The sequence below is a fragment of the Thiobacillus thiophilus genome, from assembly GCF_055378705.1.
Genome location: NZ_AP042404.1, coordinates 2,187,066 through 2,204,399 on the forward strand (window position 1 = coordinate 2,187,066; position 17,334 = coordinate 2,204,399).

Annotated in this window: 18 protein-coding genes and 2 pseudogenes; 5 read left to right on the forward strand and 15 right to left on the reverse strand. The window is 61.8% G+C overall.

The genetic code is table 11. The features are described 5' to 3' along the window. Positions 1-33: 33 nt before the first annotated feature. The 8 genes from ACZ41T_RS10715 to ACZ41T_RS10750 form a co-directional block, all read right to left on the reverse strand. Complete coding sequence (locus ACZ41T_RS10715; protein WP_464921385.1) at positions 34-1,062, reverse strand: zinc-ribbon and DUF3426 domain-containing protein; 1,029 nt, start codon at positions 1,060-1,062, stop codon at positions 34-36. Beyond that, positions 1,059-1,949: a 50S ribosomal protein L11 methyltransferase gene (prmA, locus tag ACZ41T_RS10720; protein WP_464921386.1), complete on the reverse strand. Its 891-nt coding sequence runs from the start codon at positions 1,947-1,949 to the stop codon at positions 1,059-1,061. The genes ACZ41T_RS10715 and prmA overlap by 4 nt, the downstream gene beginning before the upstream one ends. A gap of 92 nt (positions 1,950-2,041) precedes the next feature. After that, entirely contained in the window at positions 2,042-3,394 is a 1,353-nt protein-coding gene (gene accC / locus ACZ41T_RS10725) for an acetyl-CoA carboxylase biotin carboxylase subunit (RefSeq protein ID WP_464921387.1), read from the reverse strand. A gap of 75 nt (positions 3,395-3,469) precedes the next feature. Beyond that, complete coding sequence (accB, locus tag ACZ41T_RS10730) at positions 3,470-3,925, reverse strand: acetyl-CoA carboxylase biotin carboxyl carrier protein (protein WP_464921388.1); 456 nt, start codon at positions 3,923-3,925, stop codon at positions 3,470-3,472. Beyond that, positions 3,915-4,424, reverse strand: a complete 510-nt coding sequence (gene aroQ, locus ACZ41T_RS10735) for a type II 3-dehydroquinate dehydratase (RefSeq protein WP_464921389.1) — start codon at positions 4,422-4,424, stop codon at positions 3,915-3,917. Before aroQ ends, accB begins: the two co-directional genes overlap by 11 nt. 186 nt (positions 4,425-4,610) lie before the next feature. Next, complete coding sequence (gene ccsB, locus ACZ41T_RS10740) at positions 4,611-5,750, reverse strand: c-type cytochrome biogenesis protein CcsB (RefSeq protein WP_464921390.1); 1,140 nt, start codon at positions 5,748-5,750, stop codon at positions 4,611-4,613. A 64-nt stretch (positions 5,751-5,814) separates the two neighbouring features. Then, the gene (locus ACZ41T_RS10745; RefSeq protein ID WP_464921391.1) at positions 5,815-7,827 is read right to left on the reverse strand and encodes a cytochrome c biogenesis protein ResB; all 2,013 of its coding nucleotides are present in this window, start codon (positions 7,825-7,827) and stop codon (positions 5,815-5,817) included. 289 nt (positions 7,828-8,116) lie between these two features. Continuing rightward, positions 8,117-8,743: a c-type cytochrome gene (locus ACZ41T_RS10750; protein WP_464921392.1), complete on the reverse strand. Its 627-nt coding sequence runs from the start codon at positions 8,741-8,743 to the stop codon at positions 8,117-8,119. A 57-nt stretch (positions 8,744-8,800) separates the two neighbouring features. Between ACZ41T_RS10750 and yihA the strand changes: the two genes are divergently transcribed. The 3 genes from yihA to ACZ41T_RS10765 all read left to right on the forward strand — a co-directional run bounded on the left by yihA (position 8,801) and on the right by ACZ41T_RS10765 (position 11,154). Then, entirely contained in the window at positions 8,801-9,436 is a 636-nt protein-coding gene (gene yihA, locus ACZ41T_RS10755; protein WP_464921393.1) for a ribosome biogenesis GTP-binding protein YihA/YsxC, read from the forward strand. A gap of 181 nt (positions 9,437-9,617) precedes the next feature. Further along, positions 9,618-10,637 (forward strand): porphobilinogen synthase, encoded by a 1,020-nt coding sequence (hemB, locus tag ACZ41T_RS10760; RefSeq protein WP_464921394.1) that lies wholly within the window; start codon positions 9,618-9,620, stop codon positions 10,635-10,637. 226 nt (positions 10,638-10,863) lie between these two features. Next, entirely contained in the window at positions 10,864-11,154 is a 291-nt protein-coding gene (locus tag ACZ41T_RS10765) for an ADP-dependent NAD(P)H-hydrate dehydratase (RefSeq protein ID WP_464921395.1), read from the forward strand. 18 nt (positions 11,155-11,172) lie between these two features. Here the strand turns inward: ACZ41T_RS10765 and ACZ41T_RS10770 are convergent, their stop codons facing one another. The 5 genes and pseudogenes from ACZ41T_RS10770 to ACZ41T_RS10790 form a co-directional block, all read right to left on the reverse strand. Next, a complete protein-coding gene (locus ACZ41T_RS10770; RefSeq protein WP_464921396.1) occupies positions 11,173-11,808 on the reverse strand; it encodes a tetratricopeptide repeat protein in 636 nt (211 codons plus the stop codon). Positions 11,809-11,835: 27 nt separating this feature from the next. Continuing rightward, complete coding sequence (locus ACZ41T_RS10775) at positions 11,836-12,642, reverse strand: SDR family oxidoreductase (RefSeq protein WP_464921397.1); 807 nt, start codon at positions 12,640-12,642, stop codon at positions 11,836-11,838. Continuing rightward, positions 12,639-14,192 (reverse strand): AMP-binding protein, encoded by a 1,554-nt coding sequence (locus tag ACZ41T_RS10780; protein WP_464921398.1) that lies wholly within the window; start codon positions 14,190-14,192, stop codon positions 12,639-12,641. Before ACZ41T_RS10780 ends, ACZ41T_RS10775 begins: the two co-directional genes overlap by 4 nt. Further along, on the reverse strand, positions 14,189-14,866 hold the full coding sequence (locus ACZ41T_RS10785) for a thermostable hemolysin (RefSeq protein ID WP_464921399.1): 678 nt from the start codon (positions 14,864-14,866) through the stop codon (positions 14,189-14,191). Before ACZ41T_RS10785 ends, ACZ41T_RS10780 begins: the two co-directional genes overlap by 4 nt. Then, a pseudogene (locus ACZ41T_RS10790) lies at positions 14,863-15,394 on the reverse strand (transposase). The gene ACZ41T_RS10785 and the pseudogene ACZ41T_RS10790 overlap by 4 nt, the downstream one beginning before the upstream one ends. Between ACZ41T_RS10790 and ACZ41T_RS10795 the strand changes: the two are divergent. Next, complete coding sequence (locus tag ACZ41T_RS10795; protein WP_464924026.1) at positions 15,376-15,642, forward strand: hypothetical protein; 267 nt, start codon at positions 15,376-15,378, stop codon at positions 15,640-15,642. The pseudogene ACZ41T_RS10790 and the gene ACZ41T_RS10795 sit on opposite strands and share 19 nt — an antisense overlap. Then, positions 15,567-15,797, forward strand: a pseudogene (locus ACZ41T_RS10800) (transposase); the annotation flags it as partial. The gene ACZ41T_RS10795 and the pseudogene ACZ41T_RS10800, both read left to right, overlap by 76 nt. Here ACZ41T_RS10800 and ACZ41T_RS10805 read toward each other — a convergent pair. Beyond that, a complete protein-coding gene (locus ACZ41T_RS10805) occupies positions 15,767-16,735 on the reverse strand; it encodes a radical SAM protein (RefSeq protein ID WP_464921400.1) in 969 nt (322 codons plus the stop codon). The pseudogene ACZ41T_RS10800 and the gene ACZ41T_RS10805 sit on opposite strands and share 31 nt — an antisense overlap. After that, positions 16,732-17,259, reverse strand: a complete 528-nt coding sequence (locus ACZ41T_RS10810) for a pyridoxamine 5'-phosphate oxidase family protein (protein ID WP_464921401.1) — start codon at positions 17,257-17,259, stop codon at positions 16,732-16,734. The genes ACZ41T_RS10805 and ACZ41T_RS10810 overlap by 4 nt, the downstream gene beginning before the upstream one ends. Positions 17,260-17,334: the final 75 nt, after the last annotated feature.

Consider the following 17,334-nt stretch of genomic DNA (forward strand, 5'->3'; position numbering starts at 1 on the left):
AAGAAGCCCCGGGGCGACCAGCCCCCTTCAAGATCAATAGTGCGGCCTGATCTTGAAGCCGGCGGCCGCGAGGTTGCGCGTGGCGAGTTCGAATTTCAGCGTCTGTTCGCTTTGGGCTGGAATGCCGGCCTCGATGCGACGCGCGTCGTCAAGATACTCGCTGGGGGCGAAGCTGCGTCGCGCGATGGGACGATCCCGCAGGTCGGTGAGCGTGAGCTCGAATACCGGCCAGGCCTGGGCATGGCCGGCGCGATTGCCGAGGGTGAGGGTAAGACTCAGGCGGCCGCCGGCTTCGGTTTTCAGGTCGGAGCCGACGATCTGCAGCAGCGCCAGGTTTTTCGGCAGGGAAAGGGTGCAGCCGAGCACGGCGCAGGCCTGCTCGAATGCGGAGCGGGTCTGCGGCAGCCGGCTGATCAGGGTGTCGCGCAGGAAGTAGGTGGACTGCGCCAGCAGCAGCACCAGCAGCAGCGCGCTGGCTACGCCCCACGCCCAGGGCTTGATGCGGCGCGGCGCTGCCGGGAGGTGTGCCGTACCGGGCCGCGGGCTTGCGTATTCGACGCGTGCCGCAGGCGGGCGGGCCGCCTCGGGGGCGACCGGGATGAAGGGGTACGCGGGTGCCGCCGATGCGGAGGGGTAGGCGGGCACCGGGTGGAATTGCGGCAACGGTCCGGGATCGTCCGACATCTGAACATCGGGATCGATGAGGATGATCGACGGCAGGTCGAGCGACACTTCGCGCTGGGCGATCCCGCGCGGGATGTCGGTGATCGCGACGTCTTCCGTGCCAGGAACGGCCTCTGGCGTCTCCGCAGCCATGGCGGGCGTGGCCCCGGCTGCCTCAAGCCCGGCGGACGGCGCGGCTTCCGGCGACGCGGGCACTTTTACGGGTTCGGGCTCGGCCATCGGGGGCAGCGGCGAGCCGTTCTCCAGCAGCAGGCTCGGGCGTGCATCGAAGGCGGCGCCGCACACGCCGCACTGCACCCAGCCCTGCGCAGCATCGAGCTTGTCCGCCCCGAGGCGGAACACGCTGACGCATTGCGGGCAGGTGGTGCGGTAAGTCACTTTTTGGTGCCGGCCAGGCGTACCCAGCCGTCGTCGATTGCGGGCGGATCGAAAACAAACCACTCGCGGTAGACCGCCATCACCTCGTCGGCCTGCTCGGCCAGAATGCCGGACAGCACCAACCGCCCGCCCGGGCGGACCCGGCCCGCGAGCAGCGGCGCCATGCCCTTGAGCGGGTTGGTGAGGATGTTGGCGACGACGACATCGTACTGCCCCGGCGCGAGTTCGCCGGGCAGGTAGACGTGTGCGGCGACGCCGTTCAGCGTCGCGTTGTCGCGCGAGGCGGTGACTGCCTGCGCGTCGATGTCGACGCCGTCGACCCGCGTCGCGCCGAGCCTGGCGGCGGCAATGGCGAGGATGCCGGAGCCGCAGCCGTAGTCCAGCAGCGTTTCGCCACCGGCGAGATGTTGGTCGAGCCAGCGCAGGCACAGCCGCGTGGTGGGGTGGCTGCCGGTGCCGAAAGCGAGGCCGGGATCGAGCTTGAGATTGATCGCACTGCTGTCGGGTGCCTCGTGCCAGGTCGGCACGATCCACAGCCGCGGCGAGATCGGAATGGGGTCGAATTGCGACTGGGTGAGGCGCACCCAATCCTGTTCGGCCACGGTTTCGATGGTGTATTCGCCGGGGACGGGGATTCCGGCCTGGTTTGCCGCGGCTGCCAGAATCTTCGCGACATCGGCGTGTTCCTCCAGCAACACCAGCGCAATGCTGTGCGGCCACAGTTCGGCAGTCGGGTAATCCGGTTCGCCGAACAGCGGCGTTTCATCCGCGGTGCCGGCGTCGGCGTCTTCCAGCGACACCGACAGCGCGCCGGCTTCCATCAGCGCATCGGACAGCAGTTCGGCCTGTTTGGAATCGACGAGGAGGCGGACGGATTGCCAGGGCATATTTGAAGTGAGGTGTTAGGGGTTAGGCGTGAGAGGCGGGGTTGGCGGTAAAGCGTCGGCATGGCAACACCTCACCTCTTACTCCTCACGCCTCACCCAATTTTTTCCCCCGCCAGCTTGTGTTCCAGATAATGAATACTGGTGCCGCCGGCGATGAAGGCAGCGTCGTTCAGCAGGTCCTGGTGCAGCGGGATGTTGCTCTGGATGCCTTCGATCACCATTTCCACCAGCGCGCCGCGCATACGGGCGATGGCCTGGTCGCGGGTGTCGCCGTAGGCGATCACCTTGCCGATCATCGAGTCGTAGTGTGGCGGTACGTAATAGCCGTGGTAGACGTGCGAGTCGACGCGGATGCCGGGGCCGCCGGGCGCATGGTAGTTGGTCAGCTTGCCGGGGCTGGGGACGAAGGTGGAGGGGTGCTCGGCATTGATGCGACACTCGATGGCGTGGCCGCGAAACTCGATGTCCTTCTGCTTCCACGGCAGTTTTTCGCCGGCGGCGACACGGATTTGCGTCTGTACGATGTCGATGCCGGTGATGAATTCGGTGACCGGGTGTTCGACCTGCACCCGCGTGTTCATTTCGATGAAGTAGAACTCGCCGTTTTCGAAGAGGAACTCGAAGGTGCCGGCGCCGCGATAGCCGATTTTGCGGCAGGCCTCGGCGCAGCGCTCGCCGATCTTGTCGCGGAGCCGGGGGTCGAGTCCGGGCGCGGGCGCTTCTTCCAGCACTTTCTGGTGGCGGCGCTGCATCGAGCAGTCGCGTTCGCCCAGGTGCACCGCGTTGCCGTGTTCGTCGGCGAGGATCTGAATCTCGATATGGCGCGGCGTCTGCAGGAATTTTTCCAGGTACACCATGGGGTTGCCGAAAGCGGTGCCGGCTTCGGTTTTGGTCATGGACACCGCATTCAGCAGCGCGGCTTCGGTATGCACCACGCGCATGCCGCGCCCGCCGCCGCCGCCTGCCGCCTTGATGATGACCGGGTAGCCGACGCGCGCGGCGGTCTTGACGATCTCATCGGGGTCGTCCGTCAGGGCGCCCTCGGAGCCGGGTACGCATGGCACCTTGGCGTCCAGCATCGCCTGCTTGGCCGCCACCTTGTCGCCCATCAGGCGGATGTTGTCGGGGCGCGGGCCGATGAAGGCGAAACCGGACGACTCGACGCGCTCGGCAAAGTTGGCGTTTTCGGACAGGAAGCCATAGCCGGGATGAATCGCCTCGGCGTCGGTGACTTCGGCCGCGGCGATGATCGACGGCACATGCAGATAGCTCTGCGCCGACGGCGCAGGGCCGATGCACACCGATTCATCGGCCAGCTTCACATACTTGGCGTCGCGGTCGGCCTCGGAATACACGGCGACCGTTTTGATGCCCATTTCACGGCAGGCACGCTGGATGCGCAGGGCGATTTCGCCGCGGTTGGCGATGAGGATTTTTTCAAACATGTTGGTGTGAGGCTCGGTGAGGGGTGAGGGGAGAGGTGTGAGCGCGGTCGCGCCTGACGCCTTACGCCTGACTCCTTACGCAATAACAAACAGCGGCTCGCCGTATTCCACCGGCTGGCCATTTTCGACCAGGATGGCCTTGATGACGCCGCTCTGGTCCGATTCGATTTCGTTCAGGAGCTTCATCGCTTCGATGATGCACAGCGTATCGCCGGCATTCACGCTCTGGCCGACTTCGGAAAAGTTCTTGGAGCCGGGGGACGGCGCCCGGTAGAAGGTGCCGACCATGGGCGAACGCACGATGTGGCCTTCGGGCACGGCGTCTTCCGCCGGGGCGGCCGTCTCTGGCGGGGCGGGCAGCGCCGCCGGGGCGGCTGCATGCATCATGTGGGAGGCGTGCGCCATCATCATCGGCGCGCCCGCAATGTTTTTGGCAATGCGGACTTTTTCCTCGCCCTCGGTGATTTCCAGCTCGGTGATGCCGGAGGCTTCGACCAGGTCGATGAGCTTTTTCAGTTTTCTAAGATCCATGAGGCGTCCTGTTTTGGAGGTGGTGCAGTGCGTATTCCAGCGCCAGCTCGTAACCGTATGCGCCCAGGCCGGACACCACGCCGACGGCGAGGTCGGAAAAATACGAATGATGGCGGAAGGTTTCGCGCGCGTAAATGTTGGAAAGATGAATTTCGACGAACGGGATGGCGGTGGCCGCCAGCGCATCGCGCAGCGCGACGCTGGTGTGGGTGTAGCCTGCCGGATTGATGACGATGAAGTCGACGTGGTCGTGCGCGGCCTGGTGGATGCGGTCGATCAGGCCGCCTTCGTGGTTGTTCTGGAAGGTTTCGACCTGTGCCCCGGCGGTCTTGCCGCGGCTGACCAGCGTGCGGTTGATGTCGTCGAGCGTAGCGAGGCCGTAGTGCCTGGGCTCGCGGCTGCCCAGCAGATTGAGATTGGGGCCGTGCAAAACCAGCACGTGCGGCTGCGGACTGGGGACCGATTTGGCCGCTGCGCGGCTGGTTCGTTGAGTCGTCATGGCGGCGAGTTTGCCGTAAAAGAAGGTAAATTGTCCAGATATTGACGCTAAATCACAACTATGCGCCTATTTTGCGAGGCACAGTTTCAAGCGTTGCGCGCGCCAGCCGCCAGATGTCAGGACGCCGGGGAATGAACTGCCTGCAAATGCATCGCCCCGCAAACGGAGCGATGGTCGACGATTCGTTTACAGCGTGCCGTAGGAATGCAGTCCCGACAGGAACATGTTCACGCCGATGAAGGCAAAGACGGTGACGAACAGGCCGACCACCGCCCACCACGCCAGCATCGGGCCACGCAGGCCCTTGACCAGGCGGATGTGTAGCCAGGCGGCGTAGTTCAGCCACACGATCAGCGCCCAGGTTTCCTTCGGATCCCACGACCAGTAGCCGCCCCAGGCTTCGGCGGCCCACATCGCACCGAGGATGGTTGCGATGGTGAAGAAGGCGAAGCCGATCGCGATCGCCTTGTACATCATGTCGTCGATGACTTCCAGCCTGGGCAGGCGGCTGGCGAGGATGCCGCGCCCGGCAAGCAGATAGGCCACGCCGAGCATGGCGGCAATGGAAAACCCGCCGTAGCCGATGAAGTTGGCTGGTACGTGCAGTTTCATCCACCACGATTTGAGCGCGGGCACCAGCGGCTGGATTTCATGCGCGCTGCGGTCGAAGGTGTACCAGAGGATGAAGCCGACGCCTGCCGAAATCACCAGCAGTACGAAGGCGCCCATCTGCCGCGTCCGGTAACGCGCTTCGTAATACAGGTACATCGTCGCGGTGATGAGGCAGAACAGCACGAACACTTCGTACAGGTTGGATACCGGGATATGGCCGATGTCGGCGCCGATGAGGTAGGACTCGTACCAGCGCACCGTCAGGCCGATGAAGCCCATGGCAATCGCCGACCAGGTCAGCGTGCTGCCGGTTTTCAGCATGAATTCCGAGCGCGTCAGCAGGCCCGCCCAGTAGGTCAGCGTGGCGAGCCCGAACAAGGCGCACATCCACATGATGGCGGCCTGGCTGGAGATCAGGTACTTGAGGAAGAAGGCTTCTTCCATGCGCGCGAGATTGCCCTGGTACAGGCTGACGGCGAACAGGCTGACGGTGCCGACCACGATGAACAGCGGCCGAAACGGCTTCCAGAGCCATCCGGACACCACCAGCGACGGAATCGCCGCCAGCAGGATGGCCTTCTCATAAGTATCCATGTAGTCGCCGAAGCACGACAGGGCGAACAGCCCGCCCGCCGCGACGATGGCGGCGAACAGCCAGTCGAGCCACGACAGGCGCTTCAGCAGCGGGGTGGGTTGGTTGAGGGCGAGCTCCATGGCGGGGTCTCCGGGTTATTGCGTATCAAAACATTTTTTATCCGCGTCCTTCGCGGATGCATTTTTATTTTGCCAGCGTGTCCAGCGCCTGCGCGTGCCGGGTGAATTCCTTCTCGAAATCGATGGTGTGCTTGGCCGACGCCATGGCCAGCAGCGCGTGGCCCGGTTTGATGCGCAGCCATATGCGACGTTCGCGCACATAGAGCATGAAGAATACGCCGAGTGTCAGCAAGAGCGAACCGAAGTAGACCACGTTCTTGCCGGGTGAACGGGTGAGTTGCAGGCCAGTGGCCTTGACTTCGTCGTACTGTATCAGTTGCAGATAGATCGGCGCGCCATAGACGGACAGGTCGCTCATGCTGTTGAGGGTGTCGCGCACCAGCCAGCCGGTCGCTTCGTCGGTCTGGGGGGCGGGCAGTCCGGCCTGCCGGTTGGCAAGTTGTAGCGCCTCGAACGCGGCGAGTTCGAGGATGCGCAGATAGGTGCCCATTACCTTTTCACGTTCGGCCTCGGAGATTTTTTCCTCGATGAAGCGGCCCAGTGACCGGAAACCGCCTTCCGCAAACAATCCCAGCATCTGGCTGGCGCTGGATTTCAACTTGTCTTCGATCTCCGTGCCCCAGGCCTCTTGCGACAACGCCTGGCGGGCGAAGCGGGCGGCGATTTCAGGACGCAGTTCCGCATTCAGCAGCGCGCCGCGCAGCCGCATGAAGCTGTCGATCTCGCCCGCAGCGTCGAGCGGCATGCGCAGGTAGCGGAAGGCCTCGTTGGGCGATTCGCGCACCCCCGACATCAGGTGCCAGCGGCCGTCGAGTTGCAGCGGCAGCATGTAGTTGGAAAACTCGCGCGCCTGGCCGCGCGCATCGCGCAGTTTGTACTGGAAGCTTGGGCCGACATTGCGCAAATGCCGGTTGTTGCTGACCGGGCTGCCGCCGAGCACGCTCATGGTGTCGCGGGGCGTTTCGATGTCGCCGCCCATGTCCCCGATATTGAACGGGCGGAAATCGATGAATTCGAGCGTGTAGTCCCCCGCTGCGCTGGTCAGTGCGGTACTCCCGTGCACCGCGCCTTCGACGGCAAAGAACGCTGCCGCAGGGGCAAACAGATTCCAGCCGCGCAGGGTCAGACGAGTGCCGCCGTCGGCAAAGCTCGCCTGATAGATGGCGACGCCGTCGTGGATCAGCGGGTGGTTGACGGCAATCGTCGCTGCGCGGATTTTCTTGCCGGCGTGGTCGAACAGCTCGATGTCGCTCTCGAAGCTCTTCGGCTGGCCCGTCGTGTAGTGTTCGATGCGGAACTGCTTCAGCGCCACGGTGAAGGGCAGCTCCTGCACCAGATAGCCGTCGGCCACGTTGAGGAAAGCCACGCTTGCGCTGGAGCCCTCGGGTATCTGCACGCTGCCGCGAAACGACGGGTTGGACGGCGACAGGCGCGAAATCGCCGGCACCTGGCTTTGCGGGATGTCGCGCGTCTCGATCTTCTTGACGCCCAGCACTTGCTGCGCCTTGAATATCAGGTTGCCGTCCAGCAGGCCGCCGATGCAGATCATCACGATGGCCGAGTGCGCAAGAAAATAGCCGAGCCGGTTCCAGCTGCCGGCCTTGGCGGCGAGCAGCACCCCCTCCTCGCGCGGCAGGTTCCTGACTTTATAGCCTTGGCCTTCGAGATAACGCTGCGCGCTGGCGGCCAGCGCCTCGGGCTGCTGCGTGGTCGCCGCTTCGTGCTTGTGCTTGAATGCGTTCAGCGACTGTTCGCTGACGTGCTCGCGAAAACTTCTCATTTCGCGCACGAAATTCGGTGCATTGCGGGTGATGCAGACGCTGGTGGAGGCGACGAGGAAGGTCAGGATGAGCAGAAACCAGGCGGCATGATAGACGTCGTACAGGTCCAGTTTCTCAAACACCTGGAACCAGAACGGGCCGAGCTGGATGAGGTAGCTGCTGTACGGCTCGGACTGCTTCAGCACCGTGCCGATCACCGACGCGACCGCGAGGATGGACAGCAGGCTGATGGCAAATCGCATCGAGCTCAGCAGATCGAACAGGGACTTGCCGAAAGACTGGGAGCTGGAGTTCATGGCGGCCGTAGTATCCCGAGGGGGCAAGTAAATAAAAAAAGGGTGACGTGTGTCACCCTCTGATTGGCTCAAGCGTGGCCAAAACATTTAGCCGGATTGGCCATCGGTTTTTTGTCGTTGCGCGCGCAGCGAGGCAATCCAGCGTGCCCGCGAAATCAAATAATGCCGCCCGCCGGGAATCGTATGCCGTGGGCCTGCAAGCCCCGCGACGGCGGAATGAACAGACGTGAAACGGTGCGTATCGCGCACCGTGCGACCCACGATCGACGTCTGGACGATCGTGGGTAATTCAACGCAAGCCCTGGATATAAGCAGACACGGCTTTCATGTCGGCATCCGTCATCTTGGCGGCGATGCTGCGCATCATCTTGGCGGCGTCGTTGGCGCGCGCCTCGACGCGGAAAGCATTCAGCTGCGTGTAGATGTACTCATCATGCTGGCCGGCCAGGCGCGGGAACTGGACGGGGATCCCCTTGCCCTGCGGGCCGTGGCAGGAGGCGCACGCTGGAACGCTGGCACCCTGAACCCCGCCGCGGTAGATCTTCTCGCCGCGCAACGCCAGTTCCCGGTCCTTGGCGGTGTCCGGCTTGGGCTGCTGGGCGCTGTAATACGCAGCCAGATTCAGCATATCCTGCGCCGAGAGGCTGGCGACCATGCCCGACATGATGGCATTGGCGCGCGTCCCCGATTTAAACTCGGTGAGCTGTTTGTTGAGATATTCCGCATTGAGGCCGGCCAGCTTGGGGTTGGCAGGAATGGTGCTGTTGCCGTCCGCCGCGTGGCAGGCGACACAAATCTGGTTGGCGATGCTTTCCGCCGCCTTGGGATCGCCTTTGCTGGCCGGGCCAGCGGCAGGGGTAACGGCAAAAGCAGATGTGGCGGCCAGGGCGGCTGCCAGAGAGACGATGCGTTTCATCAAAAGCTCCTGAAGCTTGCAAAACTTGGGAAAACGGGTAGTTTAGCGGTAACCAATATGACTGCCAAGCCCGTGCTCAATCGCGCCCAATTCCATACCTCGGTCGCTCAGCTGCGCGATTTGCCCTATAGCCGTGCCGAAGTTGCGTTTGCCGGGCGTTCCAACGCCGGAAAATCGAGCGCCCTCAACCTGCTGACACGAAAAAACCGGCTGGCGTATACCTCTAAAACGCCCGGACGCACCCAACTCATCAATTTTTTCGAAGTGGATGCCGACACCTATCTGGTCGACCTGCCGGGCTACGGCTATGCAAAAGTGCCGCCTGCGGTGAAGGCGAAATGGGAGGGCCTGCTGTCGCGCTATCTGCAGGAGCGCGAGGCGCTGGTCGGGATGGTGCTGATCATGGATGCGCGCCATCCGCTCACCCCGCTGGATTGGCAAATGCTCAACTGGTTCTCCCCCACTGGCAAACGGATGCACATTCTGCTGTCGAAGGCCGATAAATTGTCCAACAGCGAAAAAACACTTACCCTGCGCCGCGTCGAACAGGAACTTGCCGCGCTGGACGCGGTTACCGTGCAGCTGTTTTCCAGCCTGTCGCGCCTGGGCGTCGAGGAAGCGGCGGCTGTTGTCGAAAGCTGGCTCGTCCAGGTCCCACAGCAGGAAGCCGGGCAGGTACAGGCTGCCGAGTAATTGGGGGCTGCACAATAAAAAAGCCCCGACCAAGGGAGGGGCCGGGGCTGAAAATGCCTTAAGGGGATTAAGGCATCCCGCTCAGGGAGGAGAAGCGGGAGACGATGCAAGACCGTCTGTTACTACAGAGTAGTCCCGTTTGAAGAAAGTTCCAGAACGCCGTACATATTCTTCTTTGGAGATGTTTGTGAACCTGCTATTCGGCCAATTTCCCGCACGGCGCATGCGCCGCATGCGCCGTGACGACTTTTCCCGCCGCCTGATGCGTGAGCACACACTTACGCCAAGTGACCTGATTTATCCGGTGTTTGTTCTGGATGGCCAAAACAGGCGCGAGCCGGTGGCGTCGATGCCCGGGGTCGAGCGGGTGTCGATCGATCTGCTGCTGCCGGTGGCCGAGGAATGCATGCAGCTGGGCATACCCGCACTGGCGCTGTTCCCGGTGATCGATGCGGGCCTGAAGACACTGGGTGCGGAAGAGGCGCTCAACCCCGATGGCCTGGTGCCACGCACCGTGGCCGCGCTGAAAAACCGCTTCCCCGACCTGGGCATCATCACCGATATTGCGCTCGACCCCTACACCAGCCATGGCCAGGATGGGCTGATCGACGACAGCGGCTACGTGCTGAACGACGAGACCGTCGCCGTGCTGGCACGGCAGGCGGTGGTTCACGCCCAGGCCGGCGCCGATGTGGTCGCCCCGTCCGACATGATGGACGGTCGCGTTGCCGCCCTGCGCGCCGCGCTCGAAGGCGCCGGCCACATCCACACCCGGATTCTGGCCTATGCCGCCAAATACGCTTCCAGCTTTTACGGCCCCTTCCGCGACGCCGTCGGCTCCGCCGCCAATCTGGGAAAGGGCAACAAGTTTACGTACCAGATGGACCCGGCCAACAGCGATGAAGCCCTGTGGGAAGTCGGCATGGACCTGCAGGAAGGCGCCGACATGGTCATGATTAAGCCGGGCATGCCGTATCTCGATGTGATCCGCCGCATCAAGGATGCGTACGGCGTGCCGACCTATGCCTACCAGGTCAGCGGCGAGTACGCCATGCTGAAGGCGGCGGCGCAGAACGGCTGGCTGGACGAGCGAGCGTGCGTGCTGGAAGCGCTGCTGGGGTTCAAGCGGGCGGGTGCGGATGGCGTGTTGACATATTTCGCGCGCGATGCGGCACGCTGGGTCAAGGCCGGCATGCCTTGATTTTTTGCGCATGGTGTCGATAAAACAACTTCAGAAAATATGCCTTTAAGCTAAACAACAGCTGAGCTGACACCTCGTTATGACGAAAAATCGCTTCCCGTGAGCGAGTGCGGCCGCTTTGCACGCCTCGGCGAGGAGTTTTGCAAGAGGCTCTAATGACAGTCATATCTCCTGATAGAGCGTTGCGGCGGCGTGGCAACTGGCGCAGAAATTCGCCTGCAGCGTCGTGCTGAAAGGCGCTCCCAGCCTGTGCGCCACGCGCGACGGTAAGCTGTTCGTCAATCAAACCGGCCACCCCGGCATGAGCGCGGCGGGCAAGGGCGACGCGCTGACCGGCATAATCGCTGCCTTCATCGCGCAGGGAATGAGTGTCGACGACGCGCTGCTGCTGGCGGTGTATCTGCACGGCGCGGCGGGCAACGAATTGGCGCAGCAGCGCGCCCGCATCGGCATGACCGCGACGGAAGTCACCGAATGGGCGCGCCGGCTGTTGAATCAATGGGTGGGGGAGCAGTGACCCCACCCGGAATCGTTGTTATTTCCCTTCTATCTTCCTGATCGCTGCTTCGATTTCTGCCTTGCGGCCGGTATCCGCATCTTCGCGGCCGGGGCGCGCAGGGGCGTTCTGTGCCTTCTTGAAGTATTCGAGCGCCTTGACGCGGTCGCCGCGCTCGACCATGAGCTCGCCCATGAAGAAGTTCGGGTCGATGCCATGCGGATTTACCTCGAGCGCGCGCTCGAGATATTCGCGCGCCTTGTCATAGTCGCCGAAAGAGCCGAAGCGCGGCACCTTGTAATACAGGCTGCCAAGCGATGTCAGTGCGGAACCGTTCAGCGCATTGGCGTCTATTTTTTCTGCAGCCAGCAGCAGGTTGCGCGCAGCCTTTGCGGTGCCGCCGGCCGAGAAGATGCTCTGATACTTGGCCAGGGTGCTGGTAATGATTCCTTCCCAGATCATCGGCTCGGCGCGCCCCGGGTTGGCGGTGGTCACTTCGTGCGCTTCCTTGACAAGTTTCTCAAATGCCGCCTTTTTTTCTTTTTCGGGCGTCTGGTAGAAAGCCGTCGCCCAATCGTGCTGCAATTTCACGATGGATGCGTCGAGCTGGGTGGGTTCGGCGAATGCGCTGCTGGCAGCGAACAATAGTGCGATTAACCAGGCGTACTTCTTCATGGGTGAACCTCCTCCTTGAGTGAACAGTTACTTGTTAACAGACTGGGCGTATTTGCGTGCGATGCGGGTGTTCTTCAGCAGGCCGCCGTCGACCAGGCGCGGGAACATGCCGTTCAGCCGCGCGAAGAAAGACTCCGGCTGGCCGATGAAATGTTCCTTGCAGTCGCGCTCGATTGCCTGCACGATCTGTGCGGCGACATATTCCGGCGCGTCCATGCTGGTTTTGGTTTCTTCCAGCATCCGGGTAGTGACATCATCATTCAGCGGCGTTTTGGTGGCGCGCGGCGAGACGTAGGTGACGCCGACCTGCGTGTCGACCAGTTCGCGGCGCAGCGCCTCGGAAAACCCGCGCATGGCAAATTTGCTGGCGCAGTAAGTAGCGAAATGCGGGAAGCCGATCGAGCCGAACGCCGAGCCGATGTTGACGATACGCCCGCCGTCCTGTTTTAGCAGATGCGGCAGCACGGCGCGCACCAGCAGCATCGGCGCGATGACATTGACGCCGATCATCTGCCCGATGCGTTTCGGATCCTGGCGTTCGAACAGCGTGAAATCCATGATGCCGGCATTGTTGACGAGCACATCGATGCCGCCGAGGGATTGCAGCGCGGCAGCCATTGCTTGCTCGGCAGCGCCTTCGCCGGAAAGGTCGAGTATGACGGGCACGGCAAGGCCACCGCGCTGGTTGATTTCGGCGCAAATTTCTTCCACGCGCGACGCGTTGCGTCCGACCAACGCCAGCCGCGCGCCTTTTTCGGCGAGCAGCAATGCCACGCGGTAGCCGATGCCGCCGGCTGCGCCGGTCAGGATGATGCGTTTACCCGACAAATTCATGCAGAACCTCCCGTTGTTGTAATGTCGACCAAATCGTTGCCTGGCTTTCCCTCATACAGTTGCTCGATGGATGTCTGGTAAAGCTGCCAGATCGCCTCGCGCTTCAAGCGGCCGTTCGCGGTCAGTTGTCCGTTCTGCAGCAGGAACGGCGCCTGCGCGGGCAACCAGTATTTTACCTGCGCATAATCCGGCAGCACACCGTTCGCCTCTTCGATCGCCTGATTTACCGCGCCGAGCGCTTCGGGCGTGGTACCGCGTGGCACGACTACCGCCACATTCCACGGGCGCGCTTCGCCGAACACCGCCGCCTGCACAATGGCCGGGTGCAGGGTCAACTCGCGCTCCACCCATTCCGGCGACACATTGCGCCCGAACGAGGTGATGAAAATGTTTTTCTTGCGCCCGGTGAGGTGCAGGAAACCCTGCTCGTCGAGATGCCCGATATCGCCAGTCGGCCAGAATGCGCCCGGCTGCACCGGTATATCGCCGGTATAACCGAGCAGCGTCGCGCCCCTCACCAGAATCTCGCCGTCTTCGGCGAATTTCACCTGAGCGTGCGTCAGCGGTTTGCCGACGCTGCCGGTGCAGCGTTCTACTTCGGTGTTGAGCGCGACCACCGAGGCGCATTCGGATAAGCCGTAGCCCTCGAATACCGGGAGGCCGAGTGCTTGTGCGCGTTGCAGCAGACGCGTGGCGACGGGTGCACCGCCCACGGCGACGAAGCGTAACTGCTGCGGCGCGGGATGCCCCGCTTCGATGGCGGCCACCATTGCATGCAACAGTTGCGGCGTCAGGATGGTAGTCGTGGCGCGGCATCCGATCAGCGCGCCCAGCATTTTTTTGATGTCCAGCCCGGTCGCGCCGCTCAAGCCCACATCGGCGAGCGACAGCAGATGGCAGCTTGCACCGGCCAGCAGCGGCACATACACGCCGGCGATATTTTCCAGCAGTGTGGACAGCGGCAGCACGCTGATATGCCGGTCGTCCGCCTTGCCGCATGTGGCGGACAGCAGGGAGGACGCAACCTGTTGCAGCGCGTCCGCGCCCAGGCACACACCTTTCGGCTGCCCGGTAGTGCCGGAGGTATAGGTCACCTTGACGGTTCCCGCAGGCAAGGGCTTCGCGGCGATGTTGCGCAGGCGGAGTTCACTGTAGGCCTGGCCATTCAAGTTGTGGCTGAACTGCTCCCCCATTTCGATGCCGGCGGCTTCCAGCAGCTTGCGGTATCGCTCCGACTGGTCGGTGAAGATACAATCGATCCCCGCATCGTGGATGCTGTGCGCAATTTGCTCTGCCGAAAAGAAAAACGGCAACGGAATGACCGGCTTGCCGACGTTCAGTCCGGCCAGGTCCAGGGCTGCCCAGAGCGGCGAGTTATCCAGTGCCAGTGCAATTGCTCTAGCGGGACGGGCGCGCAGTTGCGCGCCGAGTTGTTCGATTGCAGCGGCGAGTTCCCGATAGGTGAGTGCATACCGATTGCCGACCAGGGCTGGCAAGTCGGGTTGTTCGTTGCCCAGCCGGGTGATGGCATCGATGACGGATGGGCTCATTGTTGCTTCAATATCATTCCGCAGGCTTGGCAGCGCACAGCGGTTGCGGGTTCGGGCGTCCCGGTTTCTGACATCCGCGGATTGTTGTGCCGCTCGATGCGCCTTATCGCCATGACTTGTGGCTTCTGTGCATAGTAGCTGCCCCAATCCGCCTGATCTTCCGGGGGGAGCCGACTCTTGTCCGCGTCGCCAAGCAAGACCGGATTCAGGCCCATCTTGATAAACGCATTACGCAACACCGGAACGGCGGTAAACGCGGCCCATTGATTGTGCGTGTCATGGAGATGGTCGTTGATGGCGGTAATCAGGTAACGCGCCATCCCCGGCCCCACAACCGAGAAATTGCCCACCTCGACAATGTCGTCGCGCCTGACCGGAAAGCCAACGTGTTCCGAGAGTATCGCCTCGATGGGTCGATCCAGATAAGTTTCCAGAAAAAGCGGTTCAAGCGCGGCACTGCGAAATCCGCAAGCCGCAACCAGTTTGTTATCCCGGTCGCGCAGGCTCATCAGGCAGGGTTTGAATCGTTTGATTTTTGCGCCATATATCTGGTAAAAAACATCGCCGATGAAGTGTTCAACCTCGGCGCGATCATCCGCGCCGGGCTGGGAAAAGCGCGCATCGAAAGGGCGTTCAGCCAAGCCGGCGGCCGGGTTGGAAATTATGGTATTCAATTAAGGAACCCCTGATTAAGAACTTGTCCGTAAATAATATTTGCATCCGGCTTTATCTTTCTGAACGCCATGATTGCTGCGGCCAAGTGGCTTAGTGTGAGAAGGCTACGGTCAAGTTTCTCATACCGCACCAGCAGTTTGCGAAAGCGGTTAAACCATCTGTGCGCCACTTCACCGACCCAACGTCTGGCTTTTTTCCTGGGTCCGTTGGGTTGGGGCCTACGCTTGCCTGCGCCAAGGGTGCTTTCATCATCGCCCCGTTAATGCCCTGCCACCGCCAGGCAATGCCTTCAGGTCATCGTAATCGGCAAGCCCCGCTTTCCACTGGCAGCCCGTTCTCAGCACGTAGATGACGCTTTCAAACACCAGCCGAGGGTCTTTGGGCTTGCGCCCACCGCCCGCACGGCGTCTGTAGGTCTGGTCTGTCAAACGTTGGCGTACGGGTATCAGCGGCTCCACACGCGCCCAGAAATAATCCATAACTTCCCATGCCTTCGCATCATTTCTCCATGCTCGACCATCGTGCATGGAAAAATATCATCACTTATTTACGGATAAGTTCGGCGCGCTCAAAACCCAAGTCCAACATTTTTTACAAGCAGTTAAGTCTTGAAGAGCGGACGATGATCCAGACACAGTTATCGATGGGATTTAAGTCCGGACGGATTACGCAGGAGCTTGGGCGTTCAGCTTCGACGCTCAGTCTTGGCAACGCGGCATCAATGAGAACACCAACGGCTTGTTGCGCCAGTACCTGCCCAGGGGTAGTGACTTGAGCGGCTTCGCTCAGGACGAACTGGACGAAATCACCTGGAAACCGAGCACCCGGCCGCGCAAGTCGTTAGGCTTCAAGTGCCCCGCAGAGTTGTTCACGCCCGACGCGTTCGATTTCAAGCAGCATCATGCTGCACTTTTTGCACTTGGGGATTGAAACCGCCGTTTGGCGCGCAGGTATGAGAGGCCAGCTTTGACCAGCTCCTTCGCGTCGTAGCGGTTGAGCATGTTGCAGCCGTTGCACAACTCCGGAATCAATGCCATGCCTTCGCGCCTAACCAGCACTTCGCGAATGCTCATATCAGCCACATGGCCAATGGGGTATTTATGGCCGACATCGTTGTAGCAATATAGATAGTCGCCGCTCGCCGCAATGAAAATATCGATGTTGCGCGGAATGCATTTGAAACTGTTGCTGCGCCACTGCTGAAAAACATCCCGGACACTGGGAACAAAATCCAGTTCCTGCGAGTGCAGGCGGTGCTGCCGGATCATTTGGCGTAATTTCCCGGTAGCCAGTTCGTGCTCCTTCAGCGTGCCGCCGCGGTTGTACAGGGTGGGCGACATGGTGAGGACTTCCACGCCCTGTGCACGCAGCCAGGCGATGGTGTCCGGCAGCGAAGGCAGGCATTCCGGCATGGGCGTGAGGCTGATGGCCAGCTTGGTATGTTTGAACAGCCGTTGCGCCAGCTTGATGTTTTCCATGACGCGCGCCTGGTCGAGATTGGCGTGCACGCGCCGGTATACCCCGGGGTCAATGCTGGAAAAAGAAACGATCAGCACGTCGATCGCACCGTCCAGATGGCGGATGCGCTCGGCATCGAGCTGGTGGCCGTTGCTCACCATGTCGAAGCGGATCGGGTGGCCGCGCATGTCGTTCACGAACTCGAAGAATTTAGTGTGTGTGGTGGGTTCGCCGTAGCCCGCGATGACGGTACGGAACACATCCTGCGGTGCCAGGCGTTCCAGCACCTTGCGCCAAGTCTGCTCCTTCATGAGCATGGGGTTTTCGATCAGGCCTCTCGGACACATCGAGCACAGCGCATTGCATTTGCTGGTCCACTCGACGTTCGCGGCGATTTGATAGGAACTCATTCTGCGGCACTGGGAAGCGGTTCTGCCGGAACCATTGGGGGGATGTAAGCCGGGCAGCTCGGCGCTACCAGCTCGATGTCCACGACCACGACGCATTCCGCCTGCGGAAACGGCTCCATCATCGCCGCGTTTCCATGGATGGACGCCTTTCCGTTCACGCGCAGGCGGGCGCCGTCGGAGAAATCGACGAACAGCATGCTGACATAGGGGTTGAGCAGAATGTTGCCGAGACTCGCATAGACGCCGTTGCCTTTCACGCGCGCTTCAAAATGCGGGAACGCCAGGCGATCCGGCGCCAGCACCTTGACCAGGCCGGGGCCGCCGCCCTTGAACGAGCAGTCGCAGCGCCCATCTGGAGAACTGGTGGCAAGAAAGAAGAACGGCGCCGCCTCGATCCGGGCGTTAACCTGCTCCGGGATGCGATCCCAGAGAAGCTGGTTTATGCGCGCCTCGGTCCACAGCTCCGGGTTGCCCCAGCGTTGTTGCGCGTCAAGCTCGCCGCTATGAAAAGGCGATGAAGTCATGGTGAAAATCCCTGAAAAATTTTTCTGCGAATGCTGTCCCGGCAAAGACCGTCAGCTTAGTCGTAAAGTTCGGGT

Coding starts and splice junctions, on each gene's coding strand:
- accC (WP_464921387.1), bottom strand. CDS start 3,394: ATGTTTGAAAAAATCCTCATCGCCAACCGCGGCGAAATCGCCCTGCGC.
- yihA (WP_464921393.1), top strand. CDS start 8,801: ATGACTGCCAAGCCCGTGCTCAATCGCGCCCAATTCCATACCTCGGTC.
- ACZ41T_RS10795 (WP_464924026.1), top strand. CDS start 15,376: ATGCTCGACCATCGTGCATGGAAAAATATCATCACTTATTTACGGATA.
- ccsB (WP_464921390.1), bottom strand. CDS start 5,750: ATGGAGCTCGCCCTCAACCAACCCACCCCGCTGCTGAAGCGCCTGTCG.
- ACZ41T_RS10750 (WP_464921392.1), bottom strand. CDS start 8,743: ATGAAACGCATCGTCTCTCTGGCAGCCGCCCTGGCCGCCACATCTGCT.
- ACZ41T_RS10805 (WP_464921400.1), bottom strand. CDS start 16,735: ATGAGTTCCTATCAAATCGCCGCGAACGTCGAGTGGACCAGCAAATGC.
- ACZ41T_RS10810 (WP_464921401.1), bottom strand. CDS start 17,259: ATGACTTCATCGCCTTTTCATAGCGGCGAGCTTGACGCGCAACAACGC.
- hemB (WP_464921394.1), top strand. CDS start 9,618: ATGTTTGTGAACCTGCTATTCGGCCAATTTCCCGCACGGCGCATGCGC.
- ACZ41T_RS10780 (WP_464921398.1), bottom strand. CDS start 14,192: ATGAGCCCATCCGTCATCGATGCCATCACCCGGCTGGGCAACGAACAA.
- aroQ (WP_464921389.1), bottom strand. CDS start 4,424: ATGACGACTCAACGAACCAGCCGCGCAGCGGCCAAATCGGTCCCCAGT.
- prmA (WP_464921386.1), bottom strand. CDS start 1,949: ATGCCCTGGCAATCCGTCCGCCTCCTCGTCGATTCCAAACAGGCCGAA.
- ACZ41T_RS10770 (WP_464921396.1), bottom strand. CDS start 11,808: ATGAAGAAGTACGCCTGGTTAATCGCACTATTGTTCGCTGCCAGCAGC.
- accB (WP_464921388.1), bottom strand. CDS start 3,925: ATGGATCTTAGAAAACTGAAAAAGCTCATCGACCTGGTCGAAGCCTCC.
- ACZ41T_RS10775 (WP_464921397.1), bottom strand. CDS start 12,642: ATGAATTTGTCGGGTAAACGCATCATCCTGACCGGCGCAGCCGGCGGC.
- ACZ41T_RS10745 (WP_464921391.1), bottom strand. CDS start 7,827: ATGAACTCCAGCTCCCAGTCTTTCGGCAAGTCCCTGTTCGATCTGCTG.